At 60.9% G+C, this 26884-nt stretch carries 23 protein-coding genes and 1 pseudogene; 12 read left to right on the top strand and 12 right to left on the bottom strand.

The features are described from left to right. Positions 1-33: 33 nt before the first annotated feature. The 5 genes from ACE04I_RS06580 to ACE04I_RS06560 all read left to right on the top strand — a co-directional run bounded on the left by ACE04I_RS06580 (position 34) and on the right by ACE04I_RS06560 (position 5872). Positions 34-1548, top strand: a complete 1515-nt coding sequence (locus ACE04I_RS06580; protein ID WP_046796497.1) for a sugar ABC transporter ATP-binding protein — start codon at positions 34-36, stop codon at positions 1546-1548. Continuing rightward, complete coding sequence (locus ACE04I_RS06575) at positions 1545-2507, top strand: ABC transporter permease (RefSeq protein ID WP_046796496.1); 963 nt, start codon at positions 1545-1547, stop codon at positions 2505-2507. Before ACE04I_RS06580 ends, ACE04I_RS06575 begins: the two co-directional genes overlap by 4 nt. Positions 2508-2517: 10 nt before the next feature. Beyond that, positions 2518-3450 (top strand): tagatose kinase, encoded by a 933-nt coding sequence (locus ACE04I_RS06570; RefSeq protein WP_046796495.1) that lies wholly within the window; start codon positions 2518-2520, stop codon positions 3448-3450. A gap of 15 nt (positions 3451-3465) precedes the next feature. Continuing rightward, positions 3466-4749, top strand: a complete 1284-nt coding sequence (locus ACE04I_RS06565) for a D-tagatose-bisphosphate aldolase, class II, non-catalytic subunit (RefSeq protein ID WP_046796494.1) — start codon at positions 3466-3468, stop codon at positions 4747-4749. Positions 4750-4855: 106 nt separating this feature from the next. After that, the gene (locus tag ACE04I_RS06560; RefSeq protein WP_046796493.1) at positions 4856-5872 is read left to right on the top strand and encodes a LacI family DNA-binding transcriptional regulator; all 1017 of its coding nucleotides are present in this window, start codon (positions 4856-4858) and stop codon (positions 5870-5872) included. 135 nt (positions 5873-6007) lie between these two features. On the opposite strand, the gene ACE04I_RS06555 is transcribed toward ACE04I_RS06560, so the two are convergent. The 3 genes from ACE04I_RS06555 to ACE04I_RS06545 are packed head-to-tail and all read right to left on the bottom strand — an operon-like array spanning position 6008 to position 8152. After that, on the bottom strand, positions 6008-6883 hold the full coding sequence (locus ACE04I_RS06555; RefSeq protein WP_046796492.1) for an amidohydrolase family protein: 876 nt from the start codon (positions 6881-6883) through the stop codon (positions 6008-6010). Then, complete coding sequence (locus tag ACE04I_RS06550; protein ID WP_046796491.1) at positions 6880-7347, bottom strand: MarR family winged helix-turn-helix transcriptional regulator; 468 nt, start codon at positions 7345-7347, stop codon at positions 6880-6882. Before ACE04I_RS06550 ends, ACE04I_RS06555 begins: the two co-directional genes overlap by 4 nt. A gap of 10 nt (positions 7348-7357) precedes the next feature. Next, the gene (locus ACE04I_RS06545; protein WP_046796490.1) at positions 7358-8152 is read right to left on the bottom strand and encodes a crotonase/enoyl-CoA hydratase family protein; all 795 of its coding nucleotides are present in this window, start codon (positions 8150-8152) and stop codon (positions 7358-7360) included. Positions 8153-8299: 147 nt separating this feature from the next. Between ACE04I_RS06545 and ACE04I_RS06540 the strand changes: the two genes are divergently transcribed. From ACE04I_RS06540 to ACE04I_RS06515, 6 genes and pseudogenes are all read left to right on the top strand, one after another. Beyond that, on the top strand, positions 8300-10156 hold the full coding sequence (locus tag ACE04I_RS06540) for a feruloyl-CoA synthase (protein WP_046796489.1): 1857 nt from the start codon (positions 8300-8302) through the stop codon (positions 10154-10156). Beyond that, complete coding sequence (locus ACE04I_RS06535; RefSeq protein ID WP_046796488.1) at positions 10153-10914, top strand: SDR family NAD(P)-dependent oxidoreductase; 762 nt, start codon at positions 10153-10155, stop codon at positions 10912-10914. Before ACE04I_RS06540 ends, ACE04I_RS06535 begins: the two co-directional genes overlap by 4 nt. A 283-nt stretch (positions 10915-11197) precedes the next feature. Then, the gene (locus tag ACE04I_RS06530) at positions 11198-12337 is read left to right on the top strand and encodes an ABC transporter substrate-binding protein (RefSeq protein ID WP_046796487.1); all 1140 of its coding nucleotides are present in this window, start codon (positions 11198-11200) and stop codon (positions 12335-12337) included. 83 nt (positions 12338-12420) lie between these two features. Beyond that, entirely contained in the window at positions 12421-13455 is a 1035-nt protein-coding gene (locus ACE04I_RS06525) for a branched-chain amino acid ABC transporter permease (protein ID WP_046796486.1), read from the top strand. Between the two features lie 3 nt (positions 13456-13458). Beyond that, on the top strand, positions 13459-15234 hold the full coding sequence (locus tag ACE04I_RS06520; protein WP_046796485.1) for a branched-chain amino acid ABC transporter ATP-binding protein/permease: 1776 nt from the start codon (positions 13459-13461) through the stop codon (positions 15232-15234). Then, positions 15231-15713, top strand: a pseudogene (locus ACE04I_RS06515) (ABC transporter ATP-binding protein); the annotation flags it as partial. The gene ACE04I_RS06520 and the pseudogene ACE04I_RS06515, both read left to right, overlap by 4 nt. 321 nt (positions 15714-16034) lie before the next feature. On the opposite strand, the gene ACE04I_RS06510 reads toward ACE04I_RS06515, so the two are convergent. Further along, the gene (locus ACE04I_RS06510) at positions 16035-16355 is read right to left on the bottom strand and encodes an MHYT domain-containing protein (protein ID WP_046796483.1); all 321 of its coding nucleotides are present in this window, start codon (positions 16353-16355) and stop codon (positions 16035-16037) included. A 339-nt stretch (positions 16356-16694) separates the two neighbouring features. Between ACE04I_RS06510 and ACE04I_RS06505 the strand changes: the two genes are divergently transcribed. Further along, a complete protein-coding gene (locus ACE04I_RS06505; RefSeq protein WP_487206854.1) occupies positions 16695-17774 on the top strand; it encodes an alpha/beta hydrolase in 1080 nt (359 codons plus the stop codon). 2 nt (positions 17775-17776) lie between these two features. On the opposite strand, the gene ACE04I_RS06500 is transcribed toward ACE04I_RS06505, so the two are convergent. Genes ACE04I_RS06500 through ACE04I_RS06465 form a run of 8 tightly spaced genes read right to left on the bottom strand, consistent with a single transcriptional unit; the run spans position 17777 to position 26827 of the window. Continuing rightward, positions 17777-18661, bottom strand: coding sequence for a ribokinase (locus tag ACE04I_RS06500; protein ID WP_487206782.1), 885 nt, complete (start codon positions 18659-18661; stop codon positions 17777-17779). Positions 18662-18675: 14 nt separating this feature from the next. Further along, a complete protein-coding gene (locus tag ACE04I_RS06495) occupies positions 18676-20481 on the bottom strand; it encodes an ABC transporter ATP-binding protein (RefSeq protein ID WP_487206781.1) in 1806 nt (601 codons plus the stop codon). Positions 20482-20484: 3 nt separating this feature from the next. Beyond that, positions 20485-21423: an ABC transporter permease gene (locus ACE04I_RS06490; protein WP_487206780.1), complete on the bottom strand. Its 939-nt coding sequence runs from the start codon at positions 21421-21423 to the stop codon at positions 20485-20487. Beyond that, on the bottom strand, positions 21423-22397 hold the full coding sequence (locus tag ACE04I_RS06485; RefSeq protein WP_046796478.1) for an ABC transporter permease: 975 nt from the start codon (positions 22395-22397) through the stop codon (positions 21423-21425). The genes ACE04I_RS06490 and ACE04I_RS06485 overlap by 1 nt, the downstream gene beginning before the upstream one ends. Before the next feature lie 5 nt (positions 22398-22402). Further along, positions 22403-23380 carry a nucleoside hydrolase gene (locus ACE04I_RS06480; protein WP_046796477.1) on the bottom strand — a complete coding sequence of 326 codons (978 nt, stop codon included), beginning with the start codon at positions 23378-23380 and terminating at the stop codon, positions 22403-22405. Continuing rightward, entirely contained in the window at positions 23377-24336 is a 960-nt protein-coding gene (locus ACE04I_RS06475) for a nucleoside hydrolase (protein WP_046796476.1), read from the bottom strand. Before ACE04I_RS06475 ends, ACE04I_RS06480 begins: the two co-directional genes overlap by 4 nt. Before the next feature lie 39 nt (positions 24337-24375). Further along, entirely contained in the window at positions 24376-25257 is an 882-nt protein-coding gene (locus ACE04I_RS06470) for a dihydrodipicolinate synthase family protein (protein WP_046796475.1), read from the bottom strand. A gap of 19 nt (positions 25258-25276) precedes the next feature. Then, positions 25277-26827 (bottom strand): ABC transporter substrate-binding protein, encoded by a 1551-nt coding sequence (locus tag ACE04I_RS06465; RefSeq protein ID WP_487206779.1) that lies wholly within the window; start codon positions 26825-26827, stop codon positions 25277-25279. Positions 26828-26884: the final 57 nt, after the last annotated feature.

The following is a 26884-nucleotide window of genomic DNA, read 5'->3' as shown; positions in this document are numbered from 1 at the left end:
CCCCCCCCGGCGAGGAATGAGAAGGAGGCCGCAATGGCTGCGCCCACCGCCGATACCATTCTCAAGATCACCGACATCTCCAAGACCTTCGGCCCCGTCGCGGCGCTCAAGAACATGCATCTCGACGTGCGCCGGGGGCGTGTTCACACGCTGCTTGGAGAAAACGGCGCCGGCAAGTCGACTCTGATGAAGATCCTGGCCGGCATCTACCAGCCGACGGAAGGCAGCATCAGCTTCGAAGGCAAGCCGTATCATCCGGCAAACCCGCAGGACGCCGCCGCTTTCGGGCTGACGATCGTCTTCCAGGAACTCAGCCTCTGCAACAACATGACGGTCGCCGAGAACATACTGGCGACCCGCGAACCGGCGACGGCCGGTTTCATCAACGACCGTAAGCTCAACGGCAGAGCTGCCGAAATCGTCCGCGAGCTCGGGCTGCCTATCTCGGTGGAAGCCAAGGTCGGCGATCTTTCGATCGCCCAGCGGCAGTTGGTCGAAATCGCCAAGGGGCTCAGCATCGAAGCCAAGATCGTCATCCTCGATGAGCCGACGTCTTCGTTGAGCGACAGCGAGGCGGAGATCCTGTTCGAGATCATCGCGCGCCTGAAAAAGCGCGGCGCAGCCGTCATCTACATCTCTCACCGCATGGAGGAGATCATGCGGCTGAGCGACGACATCACCGTCATGCGCGACGGAGAATACATCGCCACAAGAGAGCGCGACGACGTGACGATCGACGAGCTCATCTCCCTGATGGTCGGACGCAAGATGGAGGAAATCTACCCTCCCCGCATCTCGGCCGCGCCCGACATGGCGACTGCGCCCATTCTGTCCGTTGAGAACTTCCATCGCGATGATGAATTCGAGGAGGTTTCCTTCGAGGTCCGCCCGGGAGAAATCCTCGGATTTTTCGGCCTGATCGGTTCCGGCCGCTCCGAAATCATGAATGCGCTTTTCGGCATGCGCCAAGCGGCAGGCACTGTGCGTCTGAACGGTAAGCCCATCGTCCTCGATTCACCGGTGAAGGCAATCGAAAGCGGCTTCGGCTTCGTGACGGAGAACCGCAAGGAAGAGGGGCTCGTCCTCAGCCACAGCGTGGAAAACAACATCTCCATGGTGGCGCTGAAGGATTTCGCCTCGAAACTCGGCTTCCTGCGGCGCCGCGCCGAGCGGCAGGCTGCCGTTTCCGAAGTTGCCAGGCTTGCCATCAAGACCGGTTCGCTCGACACGCCGGCCGGGGCGCTTTCCGGCGGCAATCAACAGAAGATCGTGCTGGCCAAGTGGCTGCTCACCCGGCCCAAGGTGCTGATCCTCGACGAGCCCACCCGAGGCGTCGACGTCGGCGCCAAGTTCGAAATCTACAAAATCATCCGCCAGCTGGCGGCGGAGGGAACGGCCATCCTCCTCGTCTCGTCGGAACTGCCCGAAGTGCTCGGAATGAGCGACCGCATCGCGGTCATGCACGAAGGCAGACTTTCCGGCATCGCCGCGGGTGGTGACCTCAATCCCGAAAAGATCATGGCCCTTGCGACAGGTTTGACAGCATGAACCCGAACACGGCATCCAACGCGATGCTGCTGAAGATTTTCAAGCAGTATGGCGGCATCTTCCTCTCCCTCATCATCCTCTGCGTGATCTTCTCGGTCATGAACCCCCGTTTCATGTCGGTCGCAAACTTCATGAACGTGCTGCAGCAGGTCGCGGTCATCGCGATCGCTGCCTTCGGCATGACATGGGTGATCCTGCTCGGCGAGATCGACCTGTCGATCGGTTCGATCATCGCCGTTGCCGGCATGGTGGGAGCGCAATGCTTCGCCTTCGGCATGGGCTTTGCGCCGGCGCTTGTCCTGACGCTGCTTGCCGGTGCCTTCATGGGCCTGATCAATGGCGTGCTGACCGCCAAACTGCTTTTGCCGTCCTTCATCGTCACGGTCGCGACCATGGGTATCTATCGCGGCCTGGTCAGCTTGCCCACGAATGGCGCGCCGGCAATGATCATGGACGAGACCTGGACGGCGATCGGCACCGAAAGCTTCCTCGGCCTGCCGATCATCATCTGGATCGTCGTCCTTCTCTTCATCGCCAACCAGATCCTGCTCGGCAAGACGACGTTCGGGCGGCGGGCCTATCTCACCGGCGGCAACCGGGAGGCGGCACTTTATTCCGGCATCAAGGTGGACCGGTTGAAGATCACCATCTTCATGATTTCCGGCCTCATGGCCGCCGTCAGCGGCGTCCTGCTTTCCTCCCGCCTCTACTCGGCGCAGACGAATGCCGGCATGAGCTACGAGCTCGATGCGATCGCCGCTGCCGTACTCGGCGGCACCAGCCTTGCCGGCGGCGTCGGCACCATGGTGGGCACGCTCATCGGCGCGCTGATCATCGGCGTCATGAACAACGGCATGAACATGCTGTCGGTCCCGTATTTCTACCAGTTGATCGTCAAGGGCCTCGTGATCCTCGTCGCCGTCTGGCTGGACGTTCGCGCAAAACGCGCAAGGCAGTAGGCGACAGACAATGACCAAGATACTGACCATCGGCGAAATCCTCGTCGAGATCATCGCCACCGAGCGCGGCAACGGCTTCCGTTCGGCCACGCCCCTGATCGGCCCCTTCCCTTCCGGCGCGCCGGCAATCTTCGTCGACCAGGTCGGCAAGCTCGGGCACCCTTGCGCGATCATCTCGGCCGTCGGAGATGACGACTTCGGCCACGTCAATCTCGATCGGCTCACGGCCGATGGCGTGGACATCACCGGCATTGCCGTCGATCCGGACGGCACGACCGGCAGTGCCTTCGTCCGTTACCGGCAGGATGGCAGCCGCGCCTTCGTCTTCAACATCCGCCATAGCGCCTGCGGCAGGATAGAGATCACCGATGCGGCGGCGCAGCTGATCGACGAGGCCGGCCACCTGCATGTGATGGGCACCTCGCTTTACGCGCCAAGCGTCATCGACACAGTGCTTTGCGCGCTCCACTCCATCAAGAAGAAAGGCGGGACGGTCTCCTTCGATCCAAATCTCCGCCCCGAGATCCTCAACAGTCCGGGTATGCGAGAAGCGCTGCAGACGGTGATCGCCGAAACGGACATCTTCCTGCCGAGCGGCGAGGAACTCTTCCTGTTCAGCGAGGCGAAGACCGAGGATGCCGCAATCAAGGAGCTTCTGGGCAAGGGCATCAAGGCGATCGTACTGAAGCAGGGAGCTGCCGGTGCGACCTATCATGACGCCGAAAGCACGGTGCGGCTTGCGAGCATCCCCGTCGAGGAAGTGGACCCCACCGGGGCGGGCGACTGCTTCGGCGCCACCTTCGTCACCTTCTGGCTCGAGGGCGCGAGGCCGGAAGAGGCGCTTCGCTATGCGAACGCCGCCGGCGCGCTCGCCGTCACCAAAACAGGACCGATGGAGGGCGCATCCACGCGCGCCGAACTCCAAGCATTCCTTCAAGCTTAAGAGAACCAAGTCATTATGCAGCAGAACCATCTCCTCGACATTGCGACCTGGCGCAACCGCTCCGCCGGTTTCCGCGGCATACCGTCCATATGCTCGGCACATCCCTTCGTGATCGAGGCCGCCATGCTGCATGCGGCCAAGGCAGGCTCGCCGCTTCTCATCGAGGCGACCTGCAATCAGGTGAACCAGGACGGCGGCTATACAGGAATGACGCCCGCGCATTTCCATCGCTTCGTAAGCGAGATCGCGGCGAAGACCGGCTTTGCCATGGACCGGGTGATCCTCGGAGGCGACCATCTAGGACCCAATCCCTGGAAGTCCTTATCCGCTGCCGAGGCCATGGACAGGGCGGACGTCATGATCCGCGCCTATGCAAAGGCAGGCTTCACGAAACTCCACCTCGACACCAGCATGGGATGCGCCGGCGAACCGGTGGCACTTCCCGACGAGATCACGGCGGAACGCGCTGCCCGGCTTGCCGCCGCTGCCGAGGACGAGATCGGGAATACGACGACCACGAGGCCTGTCTATATCGTCGGAACCGAAGTGCCTATCCCCGGCGGCGCGATGGAGGAACTGGAGGTCCTGGAAGTGACCAGGCCCGAAGCTGCCATCGAGACGGTCAAGGTTCATGCGGAGGCCTTCGAAAGAGCCGGTGTGGGATCGGCCTTCGATCGCGTCGTCGGCGCCGTCGTCCAGCCGGGGGTCGAGTTCGGTAATCACAATGTCATCGCCTACAACCCCGAACAGGCGAAATCGCTCAGCGCATGCCTTAAAAAACTGCCGAACCTCGTCTTTGAAGCCCATTCCACCGATTACCAGACCCGAGCGGCCCTGAAGGCACTCGTTACCGATGGTTTCGCCATTCTCAAGGTCGGGCCCGGCCTGACCTTCGCCCTTCGCGAGGCGCTCTACGGTCTTGACCAGATCGCCGCTTTCCTCATGCCGGAAAGCCGCCGATCCACGCTGATGGCGGTCGCCGAAGCGGTCATGGTCGAAAACCCGGGCAACTGGAACAAGTACTATCACGGAAGCCCCGCCGAACAGCATCTGCAGCGGCATTACTCCTATAGCGACCGTATCCGCTATTATTGGCCGGAAGCTCGGATCTCAGAGGCCGTCTCGGCCTTGCTGTCGGTCCTTGGCGAAATTCCCATCCCGGAGACGATGATCAGCCAGCATCTCGGCGCGCTTTATCCCGGCGTTCGCGCCGGAAAGATCGCGCCGACCGCCAAGGGGCTCATCCTCGGCGCGATCGACCTCGTGCTCGAGGATTATTTCGAGGCGTGCCGCGCCTGACCGACCGGATCCGTCGGCCCGCGTTTCGCTTGACAGGCGCGGGCTTTCCAACGGAATTGAGGTTCAAGTTTTGGGGGAACGCGATTTGGAAAAGCCAATCAGGACGATGGAAGACTTCGCCGAATTCGTCGGTCTGTCGCGACCGACGATCTCGAAGTATTTCAACGACCCGAAATCGGTACGGGGCAAGACCCGCGACCTGATCGAAGTCGCTATCAAGCAATCCGGCTTCCGCCCGAATATCTTCGCCGTCAATCTTAACCGCCGGCGCACCAATATCCTCGGCATCATTATCCCGAATTCCACCGACCCTTTCTATATGGCGCTCACGCGCCGCATAGAACTGATCGCCAATGAAGCCGGTTTCCTGGCCTTCGTCCTGTCCTCTGATGGCAAACCCGAGATGGAGGATCGCGCCATCGAGACGTTCAAGTCCATGAATGTCGCCGGCGCGATCATCGCTCCACTAGGCGTCGATTCTCACAAGGATCGGCTGGCCGCACTCGGAGAAAGCATCCCGCTCGTCTATGTGGACTCGCCGCTGGACGGAACCTCCTATTTCGTCGGCACCGACAACAGGCAGAGCTTCCAATTGATCGTCGATTACCTGTGCCGTTCAGGCGAGCGGCCCTGCTATTTCGGGATGCCGACGGTCAACATGAACGCCCGCACACGCAAGCAGGCCTATCTGGACTCCATGGCCCAGCTCAACCTGGAACCGGTCACCATCGATCTTGATGAACAGAAGTCGTGGGATTTCGAGCGGTTCGGCTTCGAGCAGACGCAACGAATCCTGAAAGACGGCGGCTTTCCGACCCGCACGGTGCTTTGCGCCAATGATCGTGTCGCCTTCGGCGTAATCGCCGCTGCCTATCAAGCCGGTCTCAAGATAGGCCACGGCGCCGCTTGCGATCTCCGCGTCGCCGGCCACGACGACCACCCGCTTGCTCGCTATGCCTGCCCGCCGATAACCACCGTTGGGCAGAACTACAACGAGATCGGACGGCTGGCGATCGAGTTGTTGCTCCATAAGCTCGGCGAGATTGACAATCTCCCTCAGGGAGAACTCATGACGGGGCGGATTCTTCTCAAGGCCGAGCTACAACTCAGGCAGTCGGCCTGAAAGTGTCCTGCAGATACGGCAAACTATGCCCGGTCGCATCGCTTCCGCGCGTCCTGCTGAAGGACATCACCTTCCCCGCCGTTAGTCGTATGGGCACAAGCAAGCCAAAGGCTGCCCGGTTGCCGCGAAGCTTGCTTATAGCTTCAGCAGTGCGCGCGCATTCTCCTTGAGTATCAAAGGACGGACCTCGTCGCGGATATCGATCTTTTCGAAATCTGCGAGCCAACGATCCGGAGTGATGGCCGGCCAATCCGAGCCGAACAGCATCTTCTTCTTCAGAATCGTGTTGGCATACTGGACAAGGATCGGCGGAAAGTATTTCGGCGACCAGCCGGACATATCGATATAGACGTTGGGCTTGTGAGTAGCGACCGAGAGCGCCTCTTCCTGCCATGGAAAGGATGGATGAGCCAGGATGATGGGCATGTCGGGGAAATCGACCGCCACGTCGTCGAGATGGATGGGATTGGAAAACTTGAGCCGCATGCCCATGCCGCCCCGCAGCCCTGCACCCACCCCCGTCTGCCCGGTATGGAAGAGCGAGATGGCGCCTTCCTCCGCAATGGCTTCATAAAGCGGATAAGCCATCCGGTCATTCGGAAAAAAACCCTGCATGGTGGGATGGAATTTAAACCCTTTGACACCGAACTCTCTCACTAGGCGCCGAGCCTCGCGCGCACCTACCTTGCCCTTGGCGGGGTCGATCGAGGCGAAGGGGATCATGATGTCGCGGTTTTCGGCGGCGATCCTGGCCACCTCCTCGTTCTCGTAGCGACGAAACCCGGTTTCGCGTTCGGCATCCACGGGGAAGATGACGCAGCCGATCTTGCGTTCGCGGTAATAGGCTGCTGTCTCTTCGACCGTTGGCAGCATGCCTTTGTGACCCGCCGGATTTTTGAAATACGTCGCCATGCCGGCCTGGAAGTCGTCATAGCCGTCATCGCGTGGCCCGCAGCAGGGCTCCTCGGCATGGGTGTGGATATCGATCGCTACCAGTTCGTGGAGGTTCATAGGCCAGTTGCCTTGATGCCGATGAATTTCTTCAAGAGCCCGATGAGCCGCTCGCGCTCACTCGCCGAAAGATTTGCCCCAAGCGATTGCTCGTAAGCGAAGAACCATTGCGAGGCCGCCTCGACCGCCGCCCGCCCCTTGGTCGTCAGGGATAGCTCCACGGCACGGCGATCCGCGTCGGGAATACGCCGGGATACCAACTCCTGCTCCTCCAGCGCTCGGATGAGCTTGGTCATGTGCGCGCGCTTGATCATCAGCCGCTGGCCGAGCAGACTCTGGCGGATGCCTGGATTGCAGGAGATGACCCAAAGGACGGAAAATTCCCCAGGCTTTATGCGATGATCTCCTACCTGATCGAAAAACTGTTCGTAAACCTTGAGCTGAGCCATGCGAAGCAGGAAGCCTGGCGCATCTTCCAGCCGGCCGAGAGCCACTTCCTCCTTGGTGCGGACGGTCATATCCATGGAATTATCCTCAGGCTGAGCCCGGCGCCTTGACCCGCGCCACGCGCTTTTCGAGGAAGGCCCGCAGTCGCTCCTCCGCCTGCGGACTGGTCGCCGTGAAGGAGGCAATGAAAGATTCGACGAACAGGCCATCCTCCTTGGCCATGTCCTGGATCCGCGGCAACGCGTTGATGACCGCGTAGTTGGAAATCTCGGCGTTGCTTGCCGCAGCTTCCGCCAAACTATGTGCCTTTTCCCGCGCCTCGCCGGGATCCACGATATATTGCGCGAGATTCCATTGCTCTGCCTCGTCGGCGGAAACCACCCTTCCCGTCAGCATCATGTCCGTCATGCGGGCGACCCCGGTCAGACGTGCCACACGGACCGATCCGCCACCGCCGACGAAAATACCGCGCTGGCCTTCTGGAAGTGCAAAGAAAGCCGATCGATCGGCAACGCGAATATGAGTCGAGGCGGCAAGCTCCAGCCCGCCACCGATGACCGCACCGTGCAATGCGGATATCCAGGGGATGGCGCCATGCTCGATACCGGAAAAAACCGCATGCCAGCGGCGGGAGCCGCGCACGCCTTCCATCGGCGACTTTTTCACGTGCTCGGCAAGGTCGAGCCCAGCGCAGAAGTGCTCGCCATGGCCGAAGATCACCACGGCCTTTGCCTCACGCTCCGCCCGCGCGGCGGCTTCGGCAATCATCTCGACGAAACGGTCGTTGATTGCATTGCGCTTTGCGGTGCGATTAAGGCCGATATGCGCGATGTCGCCCCTCAACTCATAGGTGACGAAACCTTCCGCGCCGTCTGCCGCCATGCCCGATGATCTCCCGTTACGTCAGGCTCTCCTCGTCGCCTGTCAACTTGATTGTTTACAGGGAGATTGTTTCCTTGTAAACAAATTTCAGGAGGAGCTGTTGCGGCTCAAAGTTCGAATTCTCGCGATTGACGTCTGGGAGGAGTCATGACGGGGAAGGCTGTACGAGACGTCGAATTGTGGGCGCCGGTTCTCGAATGGGAGACCCGCCAGGATGGCACCGTACTCATCTGGCGCAAGGATCCGCTCAAGCCCTATCCCGCCAAGCTCAACGAGCGTCTTGTCCATTGGGCCTCGGTGGCTCCCGACCGCCCGTGGATGGCGGAGCGCAGGGAGGATGGAGGTTGGCGCAAGATCAGCTATGGCGAGGCCCTGGACCGGATACGACGGATCGGGCAGTCCCTCCTCGACTTCGGTCTTTCGCTCGAAAGCCCCCTGGCCATCCTGTCCGACAATTCCATAGAACACGCGCTGATGGCGCTTGCCGCCCAGCATGTCGGCATTCCTTCGGCAGCGCTTTCGCCCGCCTACTGCACGCTCTCCACCAACTTCGACAAGCTTAAGGATATCGCCCGGCAGATTACCCCAGGCCTCGTCTTCGCCGATGACGGAATGGCTTTCGTCGAGGCGGTCGATGCGGCCTTCGGCCCTGACATTCCGTTCGTCTCGGCGCGCAATCCCGTCCCTGACCGTCGCAATGCCGTGCGGTTCGATAGCCTCCTTCAGGCGGGTGCAGGCCCGTCTGTCGATGCGGCCTTCGAGGCCGTCGGTCCCAATACGATCGCAAAGTTCCTCTTCACCTCCGGTACAACCGGGTCGCCGAAGGCAGTGATCCAGACACAGCGGATGCTGTGCTCCAACCAGGAAATGGTCGCCGACTGCTATTCGTACCTGCGCAGCGAGCCGCCGGTGATCGTCGATTGGGCACCCTGGAATCATACCGCAAGCGGCAACAAGGTATTCAATCTCGTCATCTACAACGGCGGCACTTTCTATATCGACAGGGGCAAGCCAACACCGGCACTGATCGGCGAAACCGTCGCAAATCTCAAGGAGGTCTCGCCAACCTGGTATTTCAACGTACCTGCCGGCTACGAGATGCTCGTGCGGGCGATGCGCGAGGACGAGGCGCTGCGCCGCACCTTCTTCCGAGACCTGAAGATGCTGATGTATGCCGGTGCCGGCATGGCACAGCATACCTGGGACGCGCTGAACACGCTCGCCGAGACGACGCTTGGCCATCGCGTGCCGCTCGGCACGGGCCTCGGTTCAACGGAAACTTCCCCCTTTGCGATCTTCTGCACCGATCCGCAGCAGGGCCCCGGCAACGTTGGCATCCCAGCCCAGGGTGTCACGATGAAGCTTGTGCCCATCGACGGCAAGTATGAGCTGCGGCTGAAAGGCCCCAATGTGACGCCAGGCTACTGGCGCAATCCGAAGCTGACCGCCGAGGCCTTCGACCAGGAGGGCTTCTATCGAATAGGCGACGCGTTGAAGTTCGCCGCCCCCGGCGATCCGACCAAGGGCTTCTATTTTGACGGCCGGACCGCGGAGAACTTTAAACTGAATACGGGGACATGGGTCGCTGTTGGGGTTTTGCGCGCGCAGCTCGTCAACCAATTCGGCGGATTGATCCGTGATATGGTCATCACAGGTGAGAACAGAGCGGAACTGGGGGCCTTGGCGGTCCCCTTTATGCCCGCACTGCGCGAGCTCGTTCCACCCGATGCAGATTTGGACGACGAAGCTGTGCTTGTCCACCCAAGTGTACGCGCAGAGCTTGCCGCAAGACTTGCAGACCATCAGCGAAAGGCGAGCGGTTCGGCCACCCGCGTGATGCGCATGCTGCTGATGAAGGAGCCACCGCGCTTCGAAAAGGGCGAGATCACCGACAAGGGCTCTCTGAACCAGCGTGCAGTGCTCGCGCATCGAAGGGAACTGGTCGAGGCGCTCTATTCGGATACGCCCGATGTCATCTACGCCGGCAAGGAGCTCGCAGCATGAGAATCGAAGGATCGAGTGCATTGGTGACCGGCGGCGGTTCCGGCCTCGGTGAGGCGACCGCTCGCATGCTGGCAGCTCGCGGAGCAATCGTACATGTCTTCGACCGCAATGGCGAAGCGGCCGAAAAGGTGGCGCGCGGCATCGGCGGCGTGGCGCTTGCCGGTGACGTCATCAGCGAGGCGGATGCCGAAGAAGCGCTCGACCGCGCGGCTTCGGCCGGCGACGGACTGCGCATCCTCGTCAATTGCGCAGGCGTGGCTACAGCAGGTCGGGTGCTCGGTCGAGAGGGGCCGCTACCACTTGCCGATTTCGAAAAGGTGATCCGGATCAATCTCATCGGCACATTCAACATGATGCGGCTTGCCATCGCACGCATCGCCCAAGCTTCCGAGAGGGAAGACAAGACACGCGGCGTAATCGTCAACACCGCATCGATCGCCGCTTTCGAGGGACAAGTCGGTCAGGCGGCCTATGCAGCTGCGAAGGGCGGCATCGTTTCGCTGGCTCTGCCGGTCGCCCGGGAAGTCGCTCGCTTCGGTATTCGGGTGAACACTGTGGCACCCGGTATTTTCATGACCCCGCTGCTCCACACGTTGCCGCAGGAAACGCAGGAAAGCCTTGCCGCCGCCGTTCCGTATCCAGCGCGGCTCGGCGATCCAGCCGAGTACGCCGATGCGGTCCGCTTCCTCATCGAGAACCAATACGCAAATGGCGAGGTCATTCGGCTCGATGGCGCCATGCGCATGCAGCCGCGGTGACGAAACATGTGTCTCTTCGCAGGACAGGCCGCCGGAACTTTCGATTTCTTGCAGGCCATGCGCAGTTGGAGGCCATACAGGCGCTCAACCCCGGGACCACGGAGGAGGAGATGGCAATCGCGATACCGGGCATCCACCATCGACGGAGCGGAAATGCCCGCAACGCGATTACAGCTTTAGTGCGGTCGCCCGGCATCTCGGCGGCGCTCAAACAATATGCATGCGCCGCAATCTGATCGGTGACGGAAGGCTAGCCCTTTTCGGGCTTAAAGGGAGGAAGAACATGGCGAAATACATTGCTATTTGGACGGCCGGCGCGCTTGCCTTGTCCTTTGGGAACCCGACGCTCGCCGATGTGACGATCGGCGTCACGGTCTCGTCGACGGGATCGGGGGCGGCGCTCGGCATTCCGCTGAAGAACTCGGTCGAGCTCTGGCCCTCCGAGATAGCCGGCGAGAAGTTGAAGGTGATCGTGCTGGATGACGCCGGCGATCCGTCGATCGCCACGACCAATGCCCGGCGCTTCGTCAATGACGATAAGGTGGACGTGATCGTCGGATCGGCACTCACGCCCGCATCCATTGCGGTCGCGGGTGTGGCCGCCGAGGCCAGCACCCCGCATTTCTCGGCTTCACCCGTCCCGCCAAACATTTCCAAGGGGAAATGGACCTTTGTCTTGCCGCAGGACGCGGGCCTTATCGCTAGGACGCTTTTTGCAAAGATGAGGGCCGACGGGGCAAAGACCTTCGGCTATATCGGCTTTTCCGACTCCTATGGCGACCTGTGGGTCAACCAGTATAAGGCGATCGGCGCCGAATATGGCCTCGAAATGGTCGCCGACGAGCGATACGCGCGTCCCGACACGTCCGTTTCCGGACAGGTACTCAAAATCGTGGCCGCCCGGCCTGACGCCGTCCTCATCGGCGCATCCGGCACGGGCGCAGCACTGCCGCAGATTGGCCTTCGCGAGCGGGGTTTCATAGGCACCATCTATCAGACCCATGGCGCGGTGACCTTCGACTTCCTCAGGATCGCTGGCGCATCGGCCGACAATACCGTGTTTGCTTCCGGACCGGTGATGGTTGCCGAGGCACAGCCCGATACCGCCGAAACCAAGAAGGACGGCATGGACTACGTGACAACATATGAAGCCAAGTTTGGTGCGGGCACGCGGACGCAGTTCGGGGCTCACATTCATGATGCCATGGCGATCCTGAAGAAGGCGATACCGGTGGCACTCGAAAAGGCCAAGCCCGGCACATCGGAATTCCGCAATACGCTTCGCGATGCGATCGAAACCGGCGGTCCCTTCCCGGCCAGCCAGGGCGTCTTCGAATACAAGGCAGACGATCATCTCGGCCTTGACGAACGCGCCGTGGTGCTGCTGACGGCCAAGGATGGGAAGTTTGAGCTGATCGAGTAAGGGGTACCAAAGCAAGGCGCCTGGGAACCGGAATTCCGGATGCGGGACCTGATTGAAGCCACCAGCAAGGCGAGGGACTATCATTGGATGCAACGATCGCGACCTTCCTGATCCAGGACGGCCTCACCAATGGCGCAGTCTATGCGCTCTTGGGGCTAGCCCTGGTGCTCGTCTTTTCGGTGACCCGGGTCATCTTCATTCCGCAAGGCGAGTTCGTCGCTTATGGAGCGCTGACCCTTGCTCTCCTCGACGGTGGCCGCGTGCCGGCGACTGCGTCGCTGCTTATATGCTTCGGTCTACTTGCCTTTTTGGTCGACCTCTGGACGATGCGACGCGGGACAAGCACTGCTGCAATCTTGTGGAGCGTCCTCTTCAATCTCGCGCTGCCTGCCGCGATCTACGCCGTAACGCTTGGCATCGCTCCCCTCGCGCTTCCGTCCCTGGTCAAAGCTCTCCTGACTGTCGCCATCATTGCCCCCATGGGGTTTTACGTCTATCGCATCGCCTATCGTCCGCTTGCGGATGCTTCCGTGCTGGTACTGCTGATCGCCTCTGTCGGTGTCCATCTGGCGATGATGGGACTGGGCCTGGTCTTCTTCGGCGCCGAAGGATTACGCGCCCGTCCCCTTTCCGCCGGCAGTTTTGCGGTGGGCCCCTTGCTTGTTTCCGCCCAAAGCCTGTGGATCTATGGCGCGACGATCGCGATCATCGTCGGCCTCTATCTCTTCTTCGAGAAAACACTGCTCGGCAAGGCACTCCGCGCAACCGCGGTCAATCGGCTCGGTGCACGGCTCGTTGGCGTACCGACGCAATTCACGGGCGTGACGGCATTCTTATTGGCGGCAACGATCGGCGCAGTCTCGGGCGTGCTGATCGGGCCGATCACAACGATCTACTACGACACGGGTTTCCTGATTGGGTTGAAGGGGTTCGTGGCCGCCATCATCGGCGGTCTCGCGAGCTTCCCCGTCACCGCCATCGCTGCAATCGGCGTTGGCATGGTCGAATCCTTCACGTCGTTCTTCGCCAGCAGCTTCAAGGAGATCATCGTGTTCGGGCTGATCATCCCCGTATTGATCTGGCTGTCGCTCGGCGCCGGCCTGCATGAGGAGGAGTGAGTGATGACGGCAGATCTCAAGCACACCCTGCCCGGCGCGATCGCCATCGTCGTTCTTGCGCTGGTACCCCTATTGCCGGTGCCGCCCTTCTGGATCACACTCCTCAACAATATCGGCCTCGCCTCGCTGGTGGCGATCGGACTGGTGCTGTTGACTGGCGTCGGCGGCATGACCTCTTTCGGACAGGCGGCCTTCTGCGGCTTCGGAGCCTATACGACCGCCGTGCTGACGACGGCCTATGGGTTTTCTCCTTGGGCGACCTTGCCGCTTTCGCTGATCGCCGGCGCCGCCACGGCGCTGCCGCTCGGGCTGATCACCGTACGGCTCTCCGGCCATTTCCTACCGCTCGGCACGATCGCCTGGGGACTTGCCCTCTATTATCTCTTCGGCCAGGTCGAACTGGTCGGCCGCTACGACGGCATCTCCGGCATCCCTCCGCTGGAACTCGCCGGCCACCGCTTCCTCAGTGGCCAGTCGATCTACTATGTTATCTGGTTTTTTGTCATTGCGACGGCAATCGGCGCCCGCAACCTGCTCGATTCCCGTGTTGGTCGCGGCATTCGGGCGTTACGCGGCGGCGGCCAGGTGGCGGAAGCCTTTGGCGTCGACATCGTTCGCGCCAAACTCACAGTCTTCATCCTGGCCGGCATTGTCGCCGCGCTTTCCGGCTGGCTTTACGCTCACATGCAGCGCTCGGTGAATCCCACGCCATTCGGTCTCAACATGGGCATCGAATATCTGCTGATGGCTGTGGTTGGAGGGGCGGGCCATGTCTGGGGCGCTATCTTCGGTGCAGGGGTCGTCCTGATCCTCAAGGATCTCCTGCAGCGCTTCCTGCCGGATCTCATCGGCTCCTCGATCAATTTCGAGATGATCGTCTTCGGCGCGCTGCTCGTCACAATCCTCCAGTTCGCACGAGACGGCCTGTGGCCCCTTGTGCTGAAATTCGCTGCGAAGCGACCGACCCGCCAGCCTGCGGCGGCAGGTTCGCTGCCGCGACGCACCATGCCTGCGGTCGGCACCCCGTTGTTGCGCATCGACATGGCCAGAAAGGCGTTCGGTGGACTGGTCGCCGTGAACGACGTCAGTTTCGAGATTAAGGCTGGCCAGATCGCCGGTCTGATTGGACCGAACGGCGCGGGCAAGAGCACGACATTCAATCTCATCACGGGAATGCTGTCTCTGACGAGCGGCAGCGTTTTCTATGGCGGAGAGAAGCTTTCGGGCATGAGCCCGCGCCGCATTGCCAAACACGGCATTGCCCGGACGTTCCAGCACGCGAAGATCCTTCCGACGATGTCGGTTCTGGAAAACGTCACACTGGGCGCGCACCTGCGCGGTTCTGCGGGCGTGTTCAAGAGCTTTCTCCATCTGGAAAGGCAGGAAGAGGCAACACTTCTTGCCGAAGCGGCACGTCAACTCGAGCGCGTCGGCCTTGGTGCCAACATGCACCGCCCCGCCGGCGACCTGGCGCTTGGCCAGATCCGCATCCTTGAAATCGCTAGGGCTCTCTGCCTCGATCCGACAATCCTGTTGCTCGATGAACCTGCTGCCGGCCTTCGGCACGCCGAAAAGCAGGAACTTTCCGCTCTTCTGAGGAAGCTCAAGGAAGAGGGCGTCAGTGTGCTTCTCGTCGAACACGACATGGGGTTCGTCATGGGTCTGGTGGACCATCTGGTCGTGCTTGATTTCGGCACGCTGATCGCCGAGGGCAAACCTGCGGAGGTCCGGCAGCACCCGGCCGTCATCGCAGCATATCTTGGCGAGGTGGCGGCATGAATCTTCTCGAACTGAAGGACATTCGCGTCGCCTATGGCAGAGCGCCGGTTCTCCATGGAATTTCGCTCACCATGGCTCCCGGCACCATCGTGGCGGTGATCGGTGCAAACGGTGCGGGAAAAACGACGCTGCTGAATGCCGTTATGGGCGTGATCCCGAGCAGCGGGACCGCTCTTTACGACGGCAAGCCGATACCGCCATCGGTGGAGGCCCGTGTCGCCGCCGGCCTGTGCCTCGTACCGGAACGGCGCGAACTCTTTACCACCATGTCGGTGAAGGACAATATCGATCTCGGCGGCTTCCTTCGTTCTGCGGCAGAGCGGGCCGATACACGCGAGGAGGTCTATGGGCGCTTTCCGAGGCTTGCCGAGAGGCGCAAACAACTCGCCGGCACGCTTTCGGGCGGCGAACGCCAGATGCTGGCACTTGCCCGCGCCCTGATGAGCCGGCCGCGGCTCCTGCTTCTCGATGAGCCGAGTCTGGGCCTTGCTCCGAAGATCGTCATCGATATCCTCGAAATCGTCTCAGAACTGCGAAAAACCGGCGTCTCGATACTCTTGGTCGAGCAGAACGCACGCGCCGCTCTGGAAATCGCCGATCACGGCTATCTGGTCGAACTGGGAGAAGTTCGCCGCTCCGGGCCTGCTGCCGAGCTTTCGCATGACCCCGCGCTGATGGAAAGCTATCTCGGTCTGGTGCCCGAATGAACCACGAAGATGACGTACTCTCGTGCTGATCCACTTCAATCCGCAGCCCGCGCGCCTGGATCAACCCGTCCGCCGCTAAGGTCTGGGCCGAGTTCAAGACTTGCAAAACCTTAAGCTGCTTGTCCCGGTCGAGACCTGCCAGTGACGACAGCCGGCCCCAGACCGGGACGGCCAAAGAAGAAGCCCTGTGCATGCTTCCCAGAAGCCCAGAATGGCTATCCCGGCGGACAAAACGGTCGGCATGAACGCAAAGCTGATTGAGAGGCCCCCATCATAGGCAAGCATCGCAACAAAATGCGTGCCCCAGACGCCGAGGCCGCCGGCCAATCCGCTCAGACCCAGCCAAGAGGCGCGGCGTTCGGCACGGCATTCCTGGGCGCGTTCCAGTGCCAGGAAGAAGGCTATACTACCCATAACGCAGATTGCCGCTGCCAGCCCGACGGTAAGGTGATCATGCTGCGTCCAAACACATCGACAACTCGAAACATTAGGGCCTCCGTTCGCAACGGAAGTTCATCATGGACACCCTCGGGTTGCAAAACGGTAAACAGGAAATGAACATTTCAGCAGGTCGTTGTGGACAAGCTCATTCACACTTCAACCGGCAATGGCTGCGAGACTGAAATGGAGACCTCTTGCTTTTGTTAAACTGCTCCCAATTTTGACTGAATCGGCGGCATAAGCAGAAAGGCCTCCATGTTTACGATCGCCGAGCTCTTGAAAACAAAAACTCACATCGTGATCGCCGTCGCCATGATGTTCCTGGCGGGCTGCGCCACGAGACCTTCGTCGAGCGTCCTCAGTCCGGTTCATCTGGATAAGGCCGCCTCGGATCAGGTGACCATCTTGACCGCAACCAACAGGAATCGCGACGCCACAACCGGGGGATACGGAAGCACCTGGGCGGAGAACCTGACATACGAGCAGTACGAGTTCTCGGTGCCTCCCGACAGGAAGGGCACCACCATCACCTATCCGTCGGCGAGACCGAATCCGGAGCGCCAATTCGTGGTGACCGGGCGCAAACAACTTCCGAAGGACGCGTTCGTGCAGGCAGCGGCGCGCTCGGCACGATTTGACGGCTCGATCGGAATATTCGTTCATGGTTATAACTACAGCTATCAGGAGGCTTTATTCAGAACAGCGCAGATAGCCGCGGACGCCAATTTTCCGGGCACGCCTATCCTGTTTTCCTGGCCATCGGCTGCCGCGGTCGCCGGATACGTCGCTGATCGCGACGCGACCTTGTATTCGCGCAGCGAACTCGCAGACCTGGTGAAATCGCTCGCCGCTTCCAGGAGCCCGAAACGCATCATCCTCTTCGGACATAGCATGGGCGGGTTCCTGGTCATGGAAGCGGCACGCCAGCTCAAGCTCCAGCGCCGCGACGATATCCTTCAAAAGCTGGTCGTCATCCTGGCCGCTCCCGACATCGACGTGGATGTCTTCCGATCGCAGTTGAAGGACATCGGCAAGATGGCGACCCCGATCACTCTCCTCGTCTCGAAAGACGATCGTGCATTGACGGCCTCCAGCCTGATCGCCGGTGAGCGGGCCCGCGTCGGACGTCTGGATATCGACGACCCCCTTATCGAGGAGGTCGCCCTGAAAGAAAAGCTCCGGGTAATCGACATCACGTCCGTCCAAGGATCCGATGGGCTGGGACACGATCGTTATGCATCGCTCGCCAAATTCGGCGCGCAGCTTGCCACCTTCGAAAACAGCACGCGCTCCGGCGCCGGCGATGTCGGTGCCTTCGTGTTCGACACGGCTGGCGCGGTGGTCACAAGTCCATTCCGCATCGCGGGCAGTGTGATCCACTCACCACGGTAGCGTTATTGACTCGACGTGAAGCTATCCGTCTCGGTCCTGGTTGGAATGCTCGATTGACTGCCGGCGCGCAAGCAGGCGATGCCCGCGGCGATAACGGCACGCTGCATTGCCTCTTTCAGAGTCCGACCCCGGTCGAGACATGCCGCGAGGACACCGACGAAACAGTCTCCCGCCGCGGTCGTATCCTTGACATCGACTTTGACGGCGGGGACCCGGACAAACTCCCCCTTGAAGACGGCTTCAGCCCCGTCTTCGCCGAGCGTTCGCAGCACGCCCGTGTTCAACCTGTGTGCGATTCCTTCTGCCGAAGGCTCACATCCAAACCAGCCAGCCAAGGCAACAGCCTCATCGTCGTTGACGATGATGAGATCGCAAAGCGAAAGCAGGTCGAACTCAAGCTCGGTGGCGGGAGCAAGGTTCAGGATCGACATTTTTCCCGCATCCCGCACGCGGCGAATGAGTCTTTCCGTCTCACCAATATTGTTCTCCATTTGCATGAGCACGATATTGGCTCGGTGCAAAAGATCATCGTCGACGGACCCGGCAGAGGCTGCGAGATTGGCGCCGGCCGCGACAGCAATGAGATTACGGCCTTGCGCATCGATGAAAATCGAGGCGCAGCCAGTCGGCTCCGAAACGCGGCTTACGCGTTTGACATCTGCGACTGTCGCAAGATTCGCAATTGCGATCTCCGCCAGCGGGTCACGACCGACAGCGCCAACGAACACCACTTCAGCTCCGTCGCGCGCCGCCGCCAGCGCCTGGTTTGCCCCTTTGCCGCCGGCTTCTGTGCGCAAACACTTCGCCAGTAGCGTTTGGCCAGGCTGCGGCATGGCCTCGAGCGAAAAGACGAGATCAACATTGAGCGAACCGAAGGTGACGATCATCACGCGATCTCCTGCTATGCGACCTGAACGAAGTGGCCTTCCCCGGCTTCCCGGTAGAGGCGCTTCGAAGGTACATAGTCGGCCGCACGGAACGGGCTCTTGATCTCCTCGTTGGAAATTCGCCGCGTCTGCCGTCGCGACGGATCGGCTATCGGCACCGCCGCCATCAAGCGCTTCGTATATTCGTGTTGCGGATTTTCGAAAACGGCCCGCCTTGGCCCGACCTCGACGATCTCCCCGAGATACATCACCGCAACCCGGTGACTGATCCGTTCCACGACGGCCATGTCATGGGAGATGAACAGGTAACCGAGTCCATACTTCTCCTGCAGGTCGAGCATCAGGTTGATGACCTGCGCCTTGACGGAAACGTCGAGCGCGGAAACGGATTCGTCGGCGATAATCAGCTTCGGCTCGAGCGCCAGGGCTCTTGCGATGCAGACGCGCTGGCGCTGCCCGCCTGAAAACTCGTGCGGGAAACGGCTCGCCATCGAAGCCGAGAGACCGACCCTTTCGAGCAATTCCCCAACACGTTCCTTCGCTTCGGCAGCGTTTGCAAGCCCATGTGCGATGATAGGTTCGGCGATCGCCTCACCGATGCGGATACGCGGATTGAGGCTTTCGAACGGGTCCTGGAAGATCATCTGCGCCTCACGGCGTATGTCGGCCAGTTCGGATTTGCCGGCGCCGAGCACATTCTTTCCGTCAATGCGGATTTCGCCGGCGGTCGGATCAGTCAGACGAATGATCGAACGACCGGTCGTGGATTTGCCGCAACCGGACTCGCCGACGAGCGACAAGGTCTCACCCTGCCGCAGTTCGAGTGACACGCCTTCCACGGCATGAATGCGACCCACCGTCTTGCGCAGGAAGCCCTTCTTGACATTGAAGCGCGTCACCAAGTCATCGACCTTGAGGATCGGGCCGGCGTTCAGCTTCACCGTGTCCTCGGTTTGCTGCACCGGCTGGATTTCACCCGTCGCCATGTCGACCTGCGGAAAACGAAGCGGCCGGTCCGTTCCCGTCATGGAACCGAGCTGGGGCACTGCCGACAGAAGCGCACGCGTATAGGGATGTTTCGCGGCTTTGAAAATGTCGCGGGTCGTTCCGCTTTCCACCGCCTCTCCCCGATACATCACCACGGTCCGGTCGGAAATTTCGGCAACCACACCCATGTCGTGGGTGATGAAGAGGACAGACATGCCCTCTTCCTCCTGCAGCGTCTTGATCAATTCCAGAATCTGCGCCTGGATGGTGACGTCCAGCGCCGTCGTCGGTTCATCGGCGATCAGGAGTTTCGGATCGCAGGCAAGCGCAATCGCGATCACCACACGCTGGCGCATGCCTCCGGAGAAGCTCATCGGATATTCGTTGAGGCGCGACCTCGCCGAGGGGATGCGGACCTTCTCCAGAAGCCTGACGGCTTCGGCTTCTGCCTGCGCGTCCGACATGCCGCGGTGCTGGACGAGAACCTCGGTGATCTGCTGACCGATCTTGAGCACCGGATTAAGACTCGTCATCGGCTCTTGGAAGATCATGCCGATGCGGTTGCCGCGAATGGACTGCATATCGCCAAGCGGAAGGTCGAGCAGGTTTTTCCCCTCGAATTCGATCCTGCCGGTAACCCGGGAATTGGCCGGAGAGAGCAGTCGCATGATCGACATGGCCGTCACGCTCTTGCCCGAGCCGGACTCCCCGACGACCGCGACCGTTTCCTTTTCGCCGATGTCGAAACTGACGTCGCGCACGACATTCTGCCACTCGCCGTTCACGCGGAACGATGTGGTGAGATTGGATATGGAAAGTGTCGGTTTGATCATGGCTCAGCCCTCCCGCCGAGGATTGAGGATGTCGCGCAGGGCATCACCGATCAGGTTGATCGCGACGATAAGCAGCAACAGCGCAAGACCGGGGAAAAAGCTGATCCAGTAATCCCCGGAGAGAAGATATTCGAAGCCGTTCGAGATCAGCAGGCCGAGCGAGGGTTCCGTCACCGGCAGGCCAATGCCCAGGAAGGAGAGCGTCGCTTCCAGCATGATGGCATAGGCGACACGCATGGTGGCCACGACGATCAGCGGCGGCAGGCAGTTCGGCAGGATGTGCCGGAAGAGGATGCGCCTGTCGGGAAGCGCCATGGAGCGGGCCGCATCCACATAGGCGCGCTTGCGCTCGACAAGCGCGGAACCGCGAATGGTGCGGGCATAGTAGGCCCATTGGGTGACGATCAGGGCGAGGATGATCTTATCGACGCCTTGGCCAAGGATGGCGAGAAAGATCAACGCGATCAGGATCGCCGGAAAGCTGAGCTGGATATCAACGATGCGCATCAGCACGGAATCGACGCGACCGCCCGCATAGGCACTGATCAGGCCGATCGATGCGCCGATGACCAGCGCGATCGCCGCGCTCGATATGCCGACGAGGATGCTCGTGCGAAGCCCGTAGAGGATGGCGCTCAGAAGATCGCGGCCCTGGTCGTCGGTACCTATCACATAGACCAGCCCGTTCATGCTTTCCGAACCGGGCGGCAGGCGCCCGTCGAGGATATCGAGCTGCGACAGATCATAGGGGTTCTGAGGCGCGATGACCGGCGCCAGAATTGCCGCGACGACGAAGATCAGCACCAGAACGATGCCGAGAAGCGCCAGCTTGTCATTCAGCAGGGCCGAGATCGCCTGGCGGAACGGGGAGCGGGATGCGGTCGGCTTGCCGAGATTGTTGCCGACATGGACCGAGCTGGTCGTGCCTGTCTCCTGGTTCATCACGAATTCCCCTCAAGTCGAACGCGCGGATCGACGATCGAATACAGAATGTCGACAAGCAGGTTGATGATGCTGAACATCACGACGGTGATCATCAGGTAGGCCAGGATGACCGGGCGATCGAGAACGCCGATGGCGTCTATGATCAGCTTGCCCATGCCGGGCCAGGCGAAGATCGTCTCGGTAACGACGGCGAAGGCGATCAGCGATCCGAGCTCGAGACCAATCACGGTAATCAGCGGGATCAGCGTATTCCTGAGAACATGGACCAGGACGATGCGGCGCTCCGGAAGCCCCTTGGCCCTGGCGAAACGCACGAAATCGAGCTGCATCGTTTCCATCACCCCGGCGCGGGTGAGGCGGATGACGAGGGAGATTTTGAACAGCGCCAGGTTGAATGCTGGCAGCAGGAGATGGGAAAGGCCATCCAGCGTGAGGAGGCTCACCGGAACACCGAAGACCGGCACGGTATCGCCGCGTCCAGAAGCCGGCAGCCAGCCGAAATGCACGCTGAACAGCATGATCATCACCAGGCCGATCCAGAAGGTCGGCAGGCTGAAACCGAGGATCGAGAAGGTCATGATCGATTTCGAGATCAATCCCTTCGGCTTCAGGCCGGCATAAACGCCGAGCGGAATTCCGACGATCAGCGCCATAACCAGCGCGACAAAGGCAAGCTCCAGCGTCGCCGGCATGCGGTTGAGGATCAGGGTAAGCGCCGGCTGGTTGAAGACGAAGGAATTGCCCAGATCACCGGAAAGCGCCCGCGTCAGGAAAAGCCAGTATTGCTCCCAGACGGGTTTATCGAGGCCGAAGGACTGGATAACCTGAAGGCGCTCGGCCGGCGTTGCCGTCGGGCTCAAGAGGACGTCGACCGGATTGCCGACCAGATAAAGGCCGACGAAAACCAGAACCGACATCACAAGCAAGGTCAGAACAGTCTGTATCGACCGGCTCAACAGATAACCGCTCATAGATATCAGCCTCCCAGCGATTGGGCGTCGGGCGGAGCAACGCGCCCATAGCGCGATATCCGCTCGACCATCAGGTTGATGAACCCTTCTTCATCGACATCGGTGACGATGGTCGCCTTGGCAGCAAGGTTCATCTTTTGGTGGAAATCGGCGTAGGTATAGCCTTTCGTGAAGCCAGTGACCTGTACGCCGACGGTGGCCTTTCGACTTTTGAAAAGATCGGGCCGGATGAGCCAGGCAATCGTCGTGGCATCGTGAATGGGGCCGCCCGGACGTCCGAAGCGGTCGACATCACTACGATCGAAGGTGGTGAACAGTTTGAAAAGCGCGGCGCCGGCCGGCCCGCCCTGCTCGGCAAAGCGCTCGAAATGCCTTTGAGTGAATAGCGCCTGGAACGTCATGTCGAGCGGCATGACCACGACCGGCACGCCGGATCGATAGACGATCTCGGCAGCATGCGGATCGGCATAGACGTTGAACTCGGCCCATGGCGTACGGTGCCCGAGCGCCGCGAACGCCCCACCCATCGACACAATCTGGCCGATGCCGCGCGCGACATCGGGATGCTGCATCAGGGCAAGCGCAATATTTGTGAGCGGCCCGATCGCGCAAATCGTCACCTTCTCCCCGCTTGCGGCCGCTTCGCGCGCCGTGCAGACGATGAAATCGACTGCGTGCCCGCCGGCTGGCATGATATTGCCATCGGTAACGAAGTCATGGCCGAACGGGCCGATGCGCGCGTATTTGCCGAAGACCTGGTCTCTCACCAGCGGACCCGGCGCGCCCGCATAAACAGGAACGTCATCACGGCCCGATAGATCGACGACCTTGCAGGCGTTCGCGACCGCATCGCTCAGCGGAACGTTGCCGGCCACGACGGACAGGCCAAGTAGGTCGATCTCCGGCGAAGCAAGCGCCATCAGGATGGCGGCGGCATCGTCGACTCCCGGATCCGTATCGATGATGACCTTCTGAAGGCTCATGCCACGACCTCCTCGGCATAACGCGAAAGCCGGTCGAGGAAGAGCGCGATCACGCCGTCGGCATCCACCCGGGTGACGATCTCCGCATTCGGCTCCAGACCGCTCTTGCCGTACCAGTCGGCGATCGTCTGTCCCATACACAACTCGCTTTCATGCTCCACGAACACGCGAGCGGGTTGCGTCTCGAAGAGATCGGGGGAGAGCAGGTAGGCGATCACGAGCGGATCGTGCAGCGGCCCGCCGCGCGAACCGTAACGACGGACATCGTTACGGTCCCAGAACGCCATCAGCTCCGCTAGGGTTTCGGAGATGCGTCCGCTGACCTTGGAAAACTGCGCAACGTGCTCCGGCTTGAGCATGACCTGATGTGTCGCATCGAGCGCGAGCGCCACGATTTTTATGCCACTGGCAAAGACCACGTGCGCGGCATGCGGATCAGCCAGCACGTTGAACTCCGAGGTGATCGTCCGGTTGCCGGGCTCGCGATAGGCCCCGCCCATCATGACCACCTGCTCTATGCCTTCGGCGATCTGCGGCTTCATCCGCAAGGCGACCGCCAGATTGGTCATCGGGCCGAGACAGCAGATCGTGACGCGCTTTTGCAATACGGCTGCGGCAGTCAGCGTATCGATGAGAAAATCGACCGCCGATTTGCTTTCGGCAACTTTGACCGGTTCCGGCAGCGTGGTGTTGCCGAGCCCGTTCTTGCCATGGAACTGGCCATAAATGGGGTCCCGGAACATCGGCCGGAAACAACCGGCATAGACGGGGATATCGGTCCGGTCGCCGAGTTCGCAGACCTGGAGGGCATTCCGGACCGTCCGATCGAGCGGCTGGTTGCCGCAGACAGGGGTGATGCCGAGGATTTCGAGTTCGGCCGAGACGAAGGCGGTCAGAAGCGCGATCGTGTCGTCGATACCGGGATCGCAGTCGATGATGATCGGAATTGCAGTCATTCTATGGTTGCCTGATGTATCGATCGGGAAATTGACAGTTCAAAGCGCGCCGACATCGCGCAGCACCGCGCTGATTTCAGCACGGGCGACTTCGCCGAGCGGCGATTGCGGCACGATCGGCGCTCCGACCGGAAAGCCTTGCAGGTCGAGCGCCGTCTTGATGCATCCCGCGATCGAATATTTCGCGAAGATTTCGTTGACCCGCCAAAGAGGCCGCTGAAGCTCCATGGCTCTCGCCCAGTCGCCTGCCTTCGCAGCCTCGTAAAGGGCGATGCTCTGGCGCGGCACGATGCAGGCTGGGCCCGCCATCCAGCCGACCCCGCCGATCATCATCACGCAGGCCGGAATATGGGCGGAGGCAGCGAACACCTCCATCCGGCCCCGCGTCCGCTCGATGATGGAAAGCAGACGACCAGTATTCGTGGAAGCGTCCTTGATATAACGGATGTTCTCAATATGGCTCAGACGCTCGATGACCGGCAATGTCAGGTCCGAGCGCTGAAACTGGGGATTGGTATAAAGAACGACCGGACGCCCCTTCGCAGCCTTGGCAATCGCCGTGAAGTAAGCTTCGACACCCTCGTCGCCGATCGGGAAATAGGCCTCCAGGACCGCCAGAATGCCGTCGGCTCCCGACTCAATCATGTATTCCGTCTGCGCGACGGCATCGCTCGTTGACGTCGACGCCACGCCGGCAACGACGGGAACCCGGCCACGACTGGCCGAGATCACCGTGTCGACGACGTGACGCCGCTGCTCCTGGGAGAGATAGGCAAATTCACCGGTACTGCCGAGCGGCGTCAGGCCATGGACACCCGTCTGAACGAGGTGATCCACCAAATCCGTCAGCACGCCTTCCATGACCGCGCCGGAGTGATCGATCGGCGAAACGAGGTAGGGAAAAACGCCGCTGAAAGACATGGTGGACGTCCTCCCGCGATTAGTTCGGCTTCACGTAGTAGGGAAGCGTGTAACCGTCCGAACGGCCCTCGTAGGAAAGGCCATTTTTGACCGCCCAGGTATTGGCCAGATAGAAGACCGGAATGACGCCGAGATCGGTCATGGCGATTTCCGTCGCCTTCCTCAGCTGTTCCTCGCGCTTGACATCGTCCAGCGTGCGACGGGCATCGCTCAAAGCCTTGTCGAACTCCGGATTGGAATAACGGCCGCGGTTGCCCTGCCCCGCTTTCTCGCCATAGGTCTCCAGGATAGGCCCAAGTACGCCGGAAGCTTCGCCGGTTTCGACGGCGGCGCCACCCATGATGAAGCTGAATTCAAGCGCGGAAGCGCGGGTGAAATAGACGCTGCCGGGAAGCGTCGCCACTTCCGTCTTGATGCCGATGCGGCTGAAGAACTGACCGATCGCCTGCGCCACCTTGGAATCGTTCGGATAGCGGTCGTTCGAGGCATGAAAGGTCAGCGAGAAACCGTCCGGATAACCCGCATCGGCAAGCAGCTGCTTGGCCTTGTTCGGATCGTAGGGATCGACCTTGATCGCCGGATCGTAGCCGAAATAGCCCTCCGGAACGACCTGGCCGGCCGGTACGCCCTGCCCATCCATGATCCGGTCGACGAGCGCCTCACGATTGATCGAAAGCGAAAGCGCACGGCGGACTTCCGGCTTCAGAAGCGGGTTCTTGCCGTCCGGCCCCTTGGCGAACGGCGATTCCTCCCGGTCCTGATCCATGTGCAGATACATGATGCGGTTGCCCGCGACATTGACGACTTTCAGCTTGTCGGATGCTTGAAGGCTGCGGGTATCGGCGGTCGGAATGCTCTCGATCATATCGACATCCCCGGCGAGAATGGCGGCCACGCGAGCGCTGCTATTCTTGAAAACCCGGAAGGTAACCTTGTCCCAAGCGGGCTTCTCGCCCCAATAACCGTCATTGCGCTCGACAACGACGTTATCGTCCGGTGTCCAGGAGGCGAATTTGAAGGGACCCGTGCCGATGACGCCCTTGCCGGAATTCATCTCTTCCGTCGTCGTCTTTTCCATCTCCGCCGGAAGGATGGCGATGCGGCTGAGATTGTTGAGGAGCAGCGGCGTGGGGCCGTCGGTCTTGATGCGAACCGTCAGCGGGTCAACCGCCGTCACTTCGGTGATCGCCTTCACATAGGCCGCAAACGAACTTGGGCTGTTGGTCGATGCGAGCGGGATGCGCTTGATACTGGCCACGACGTCGTCGGCCGTGAAATCGCTGCCGTCATGGAATTTGACGTCCGGGCGCAGCTTGAATTCCCAGGTCGTCTCGTCGATCGTCTTCCAGGAGATGGCAAGCGCCGGCTGAATCTGCTGCTTGGCGTCCTGATTGACGAGGCCATCGAAGATGTTGCGCGCCATCGCGCTGTTGGGGCCGACCACATAAAACTGCGGGTCCATGGACGTCGTGGACGCGGCGAGACCGACGGTCAGATCCTCTGCGTGGACTGCAAGCGGTGCGGCGAAGACGGAAGCGGCCAAAGCGGCGGAAAGGGCAAAGAGTTTCATAAACAGGGCTCCTCCATGTTTTGGGATCCGCGCTCTCCTCGCGGTTAATGGTCGAAT

It is taken from the genome of Rhizobium moroccans (genome assembly GCF_057559155.1).
The sequence above is the reverse complement of the archived record's forward strand: the minus strand, read 5'-3'. Positions and strand labels throughout refer to the sequence as shown.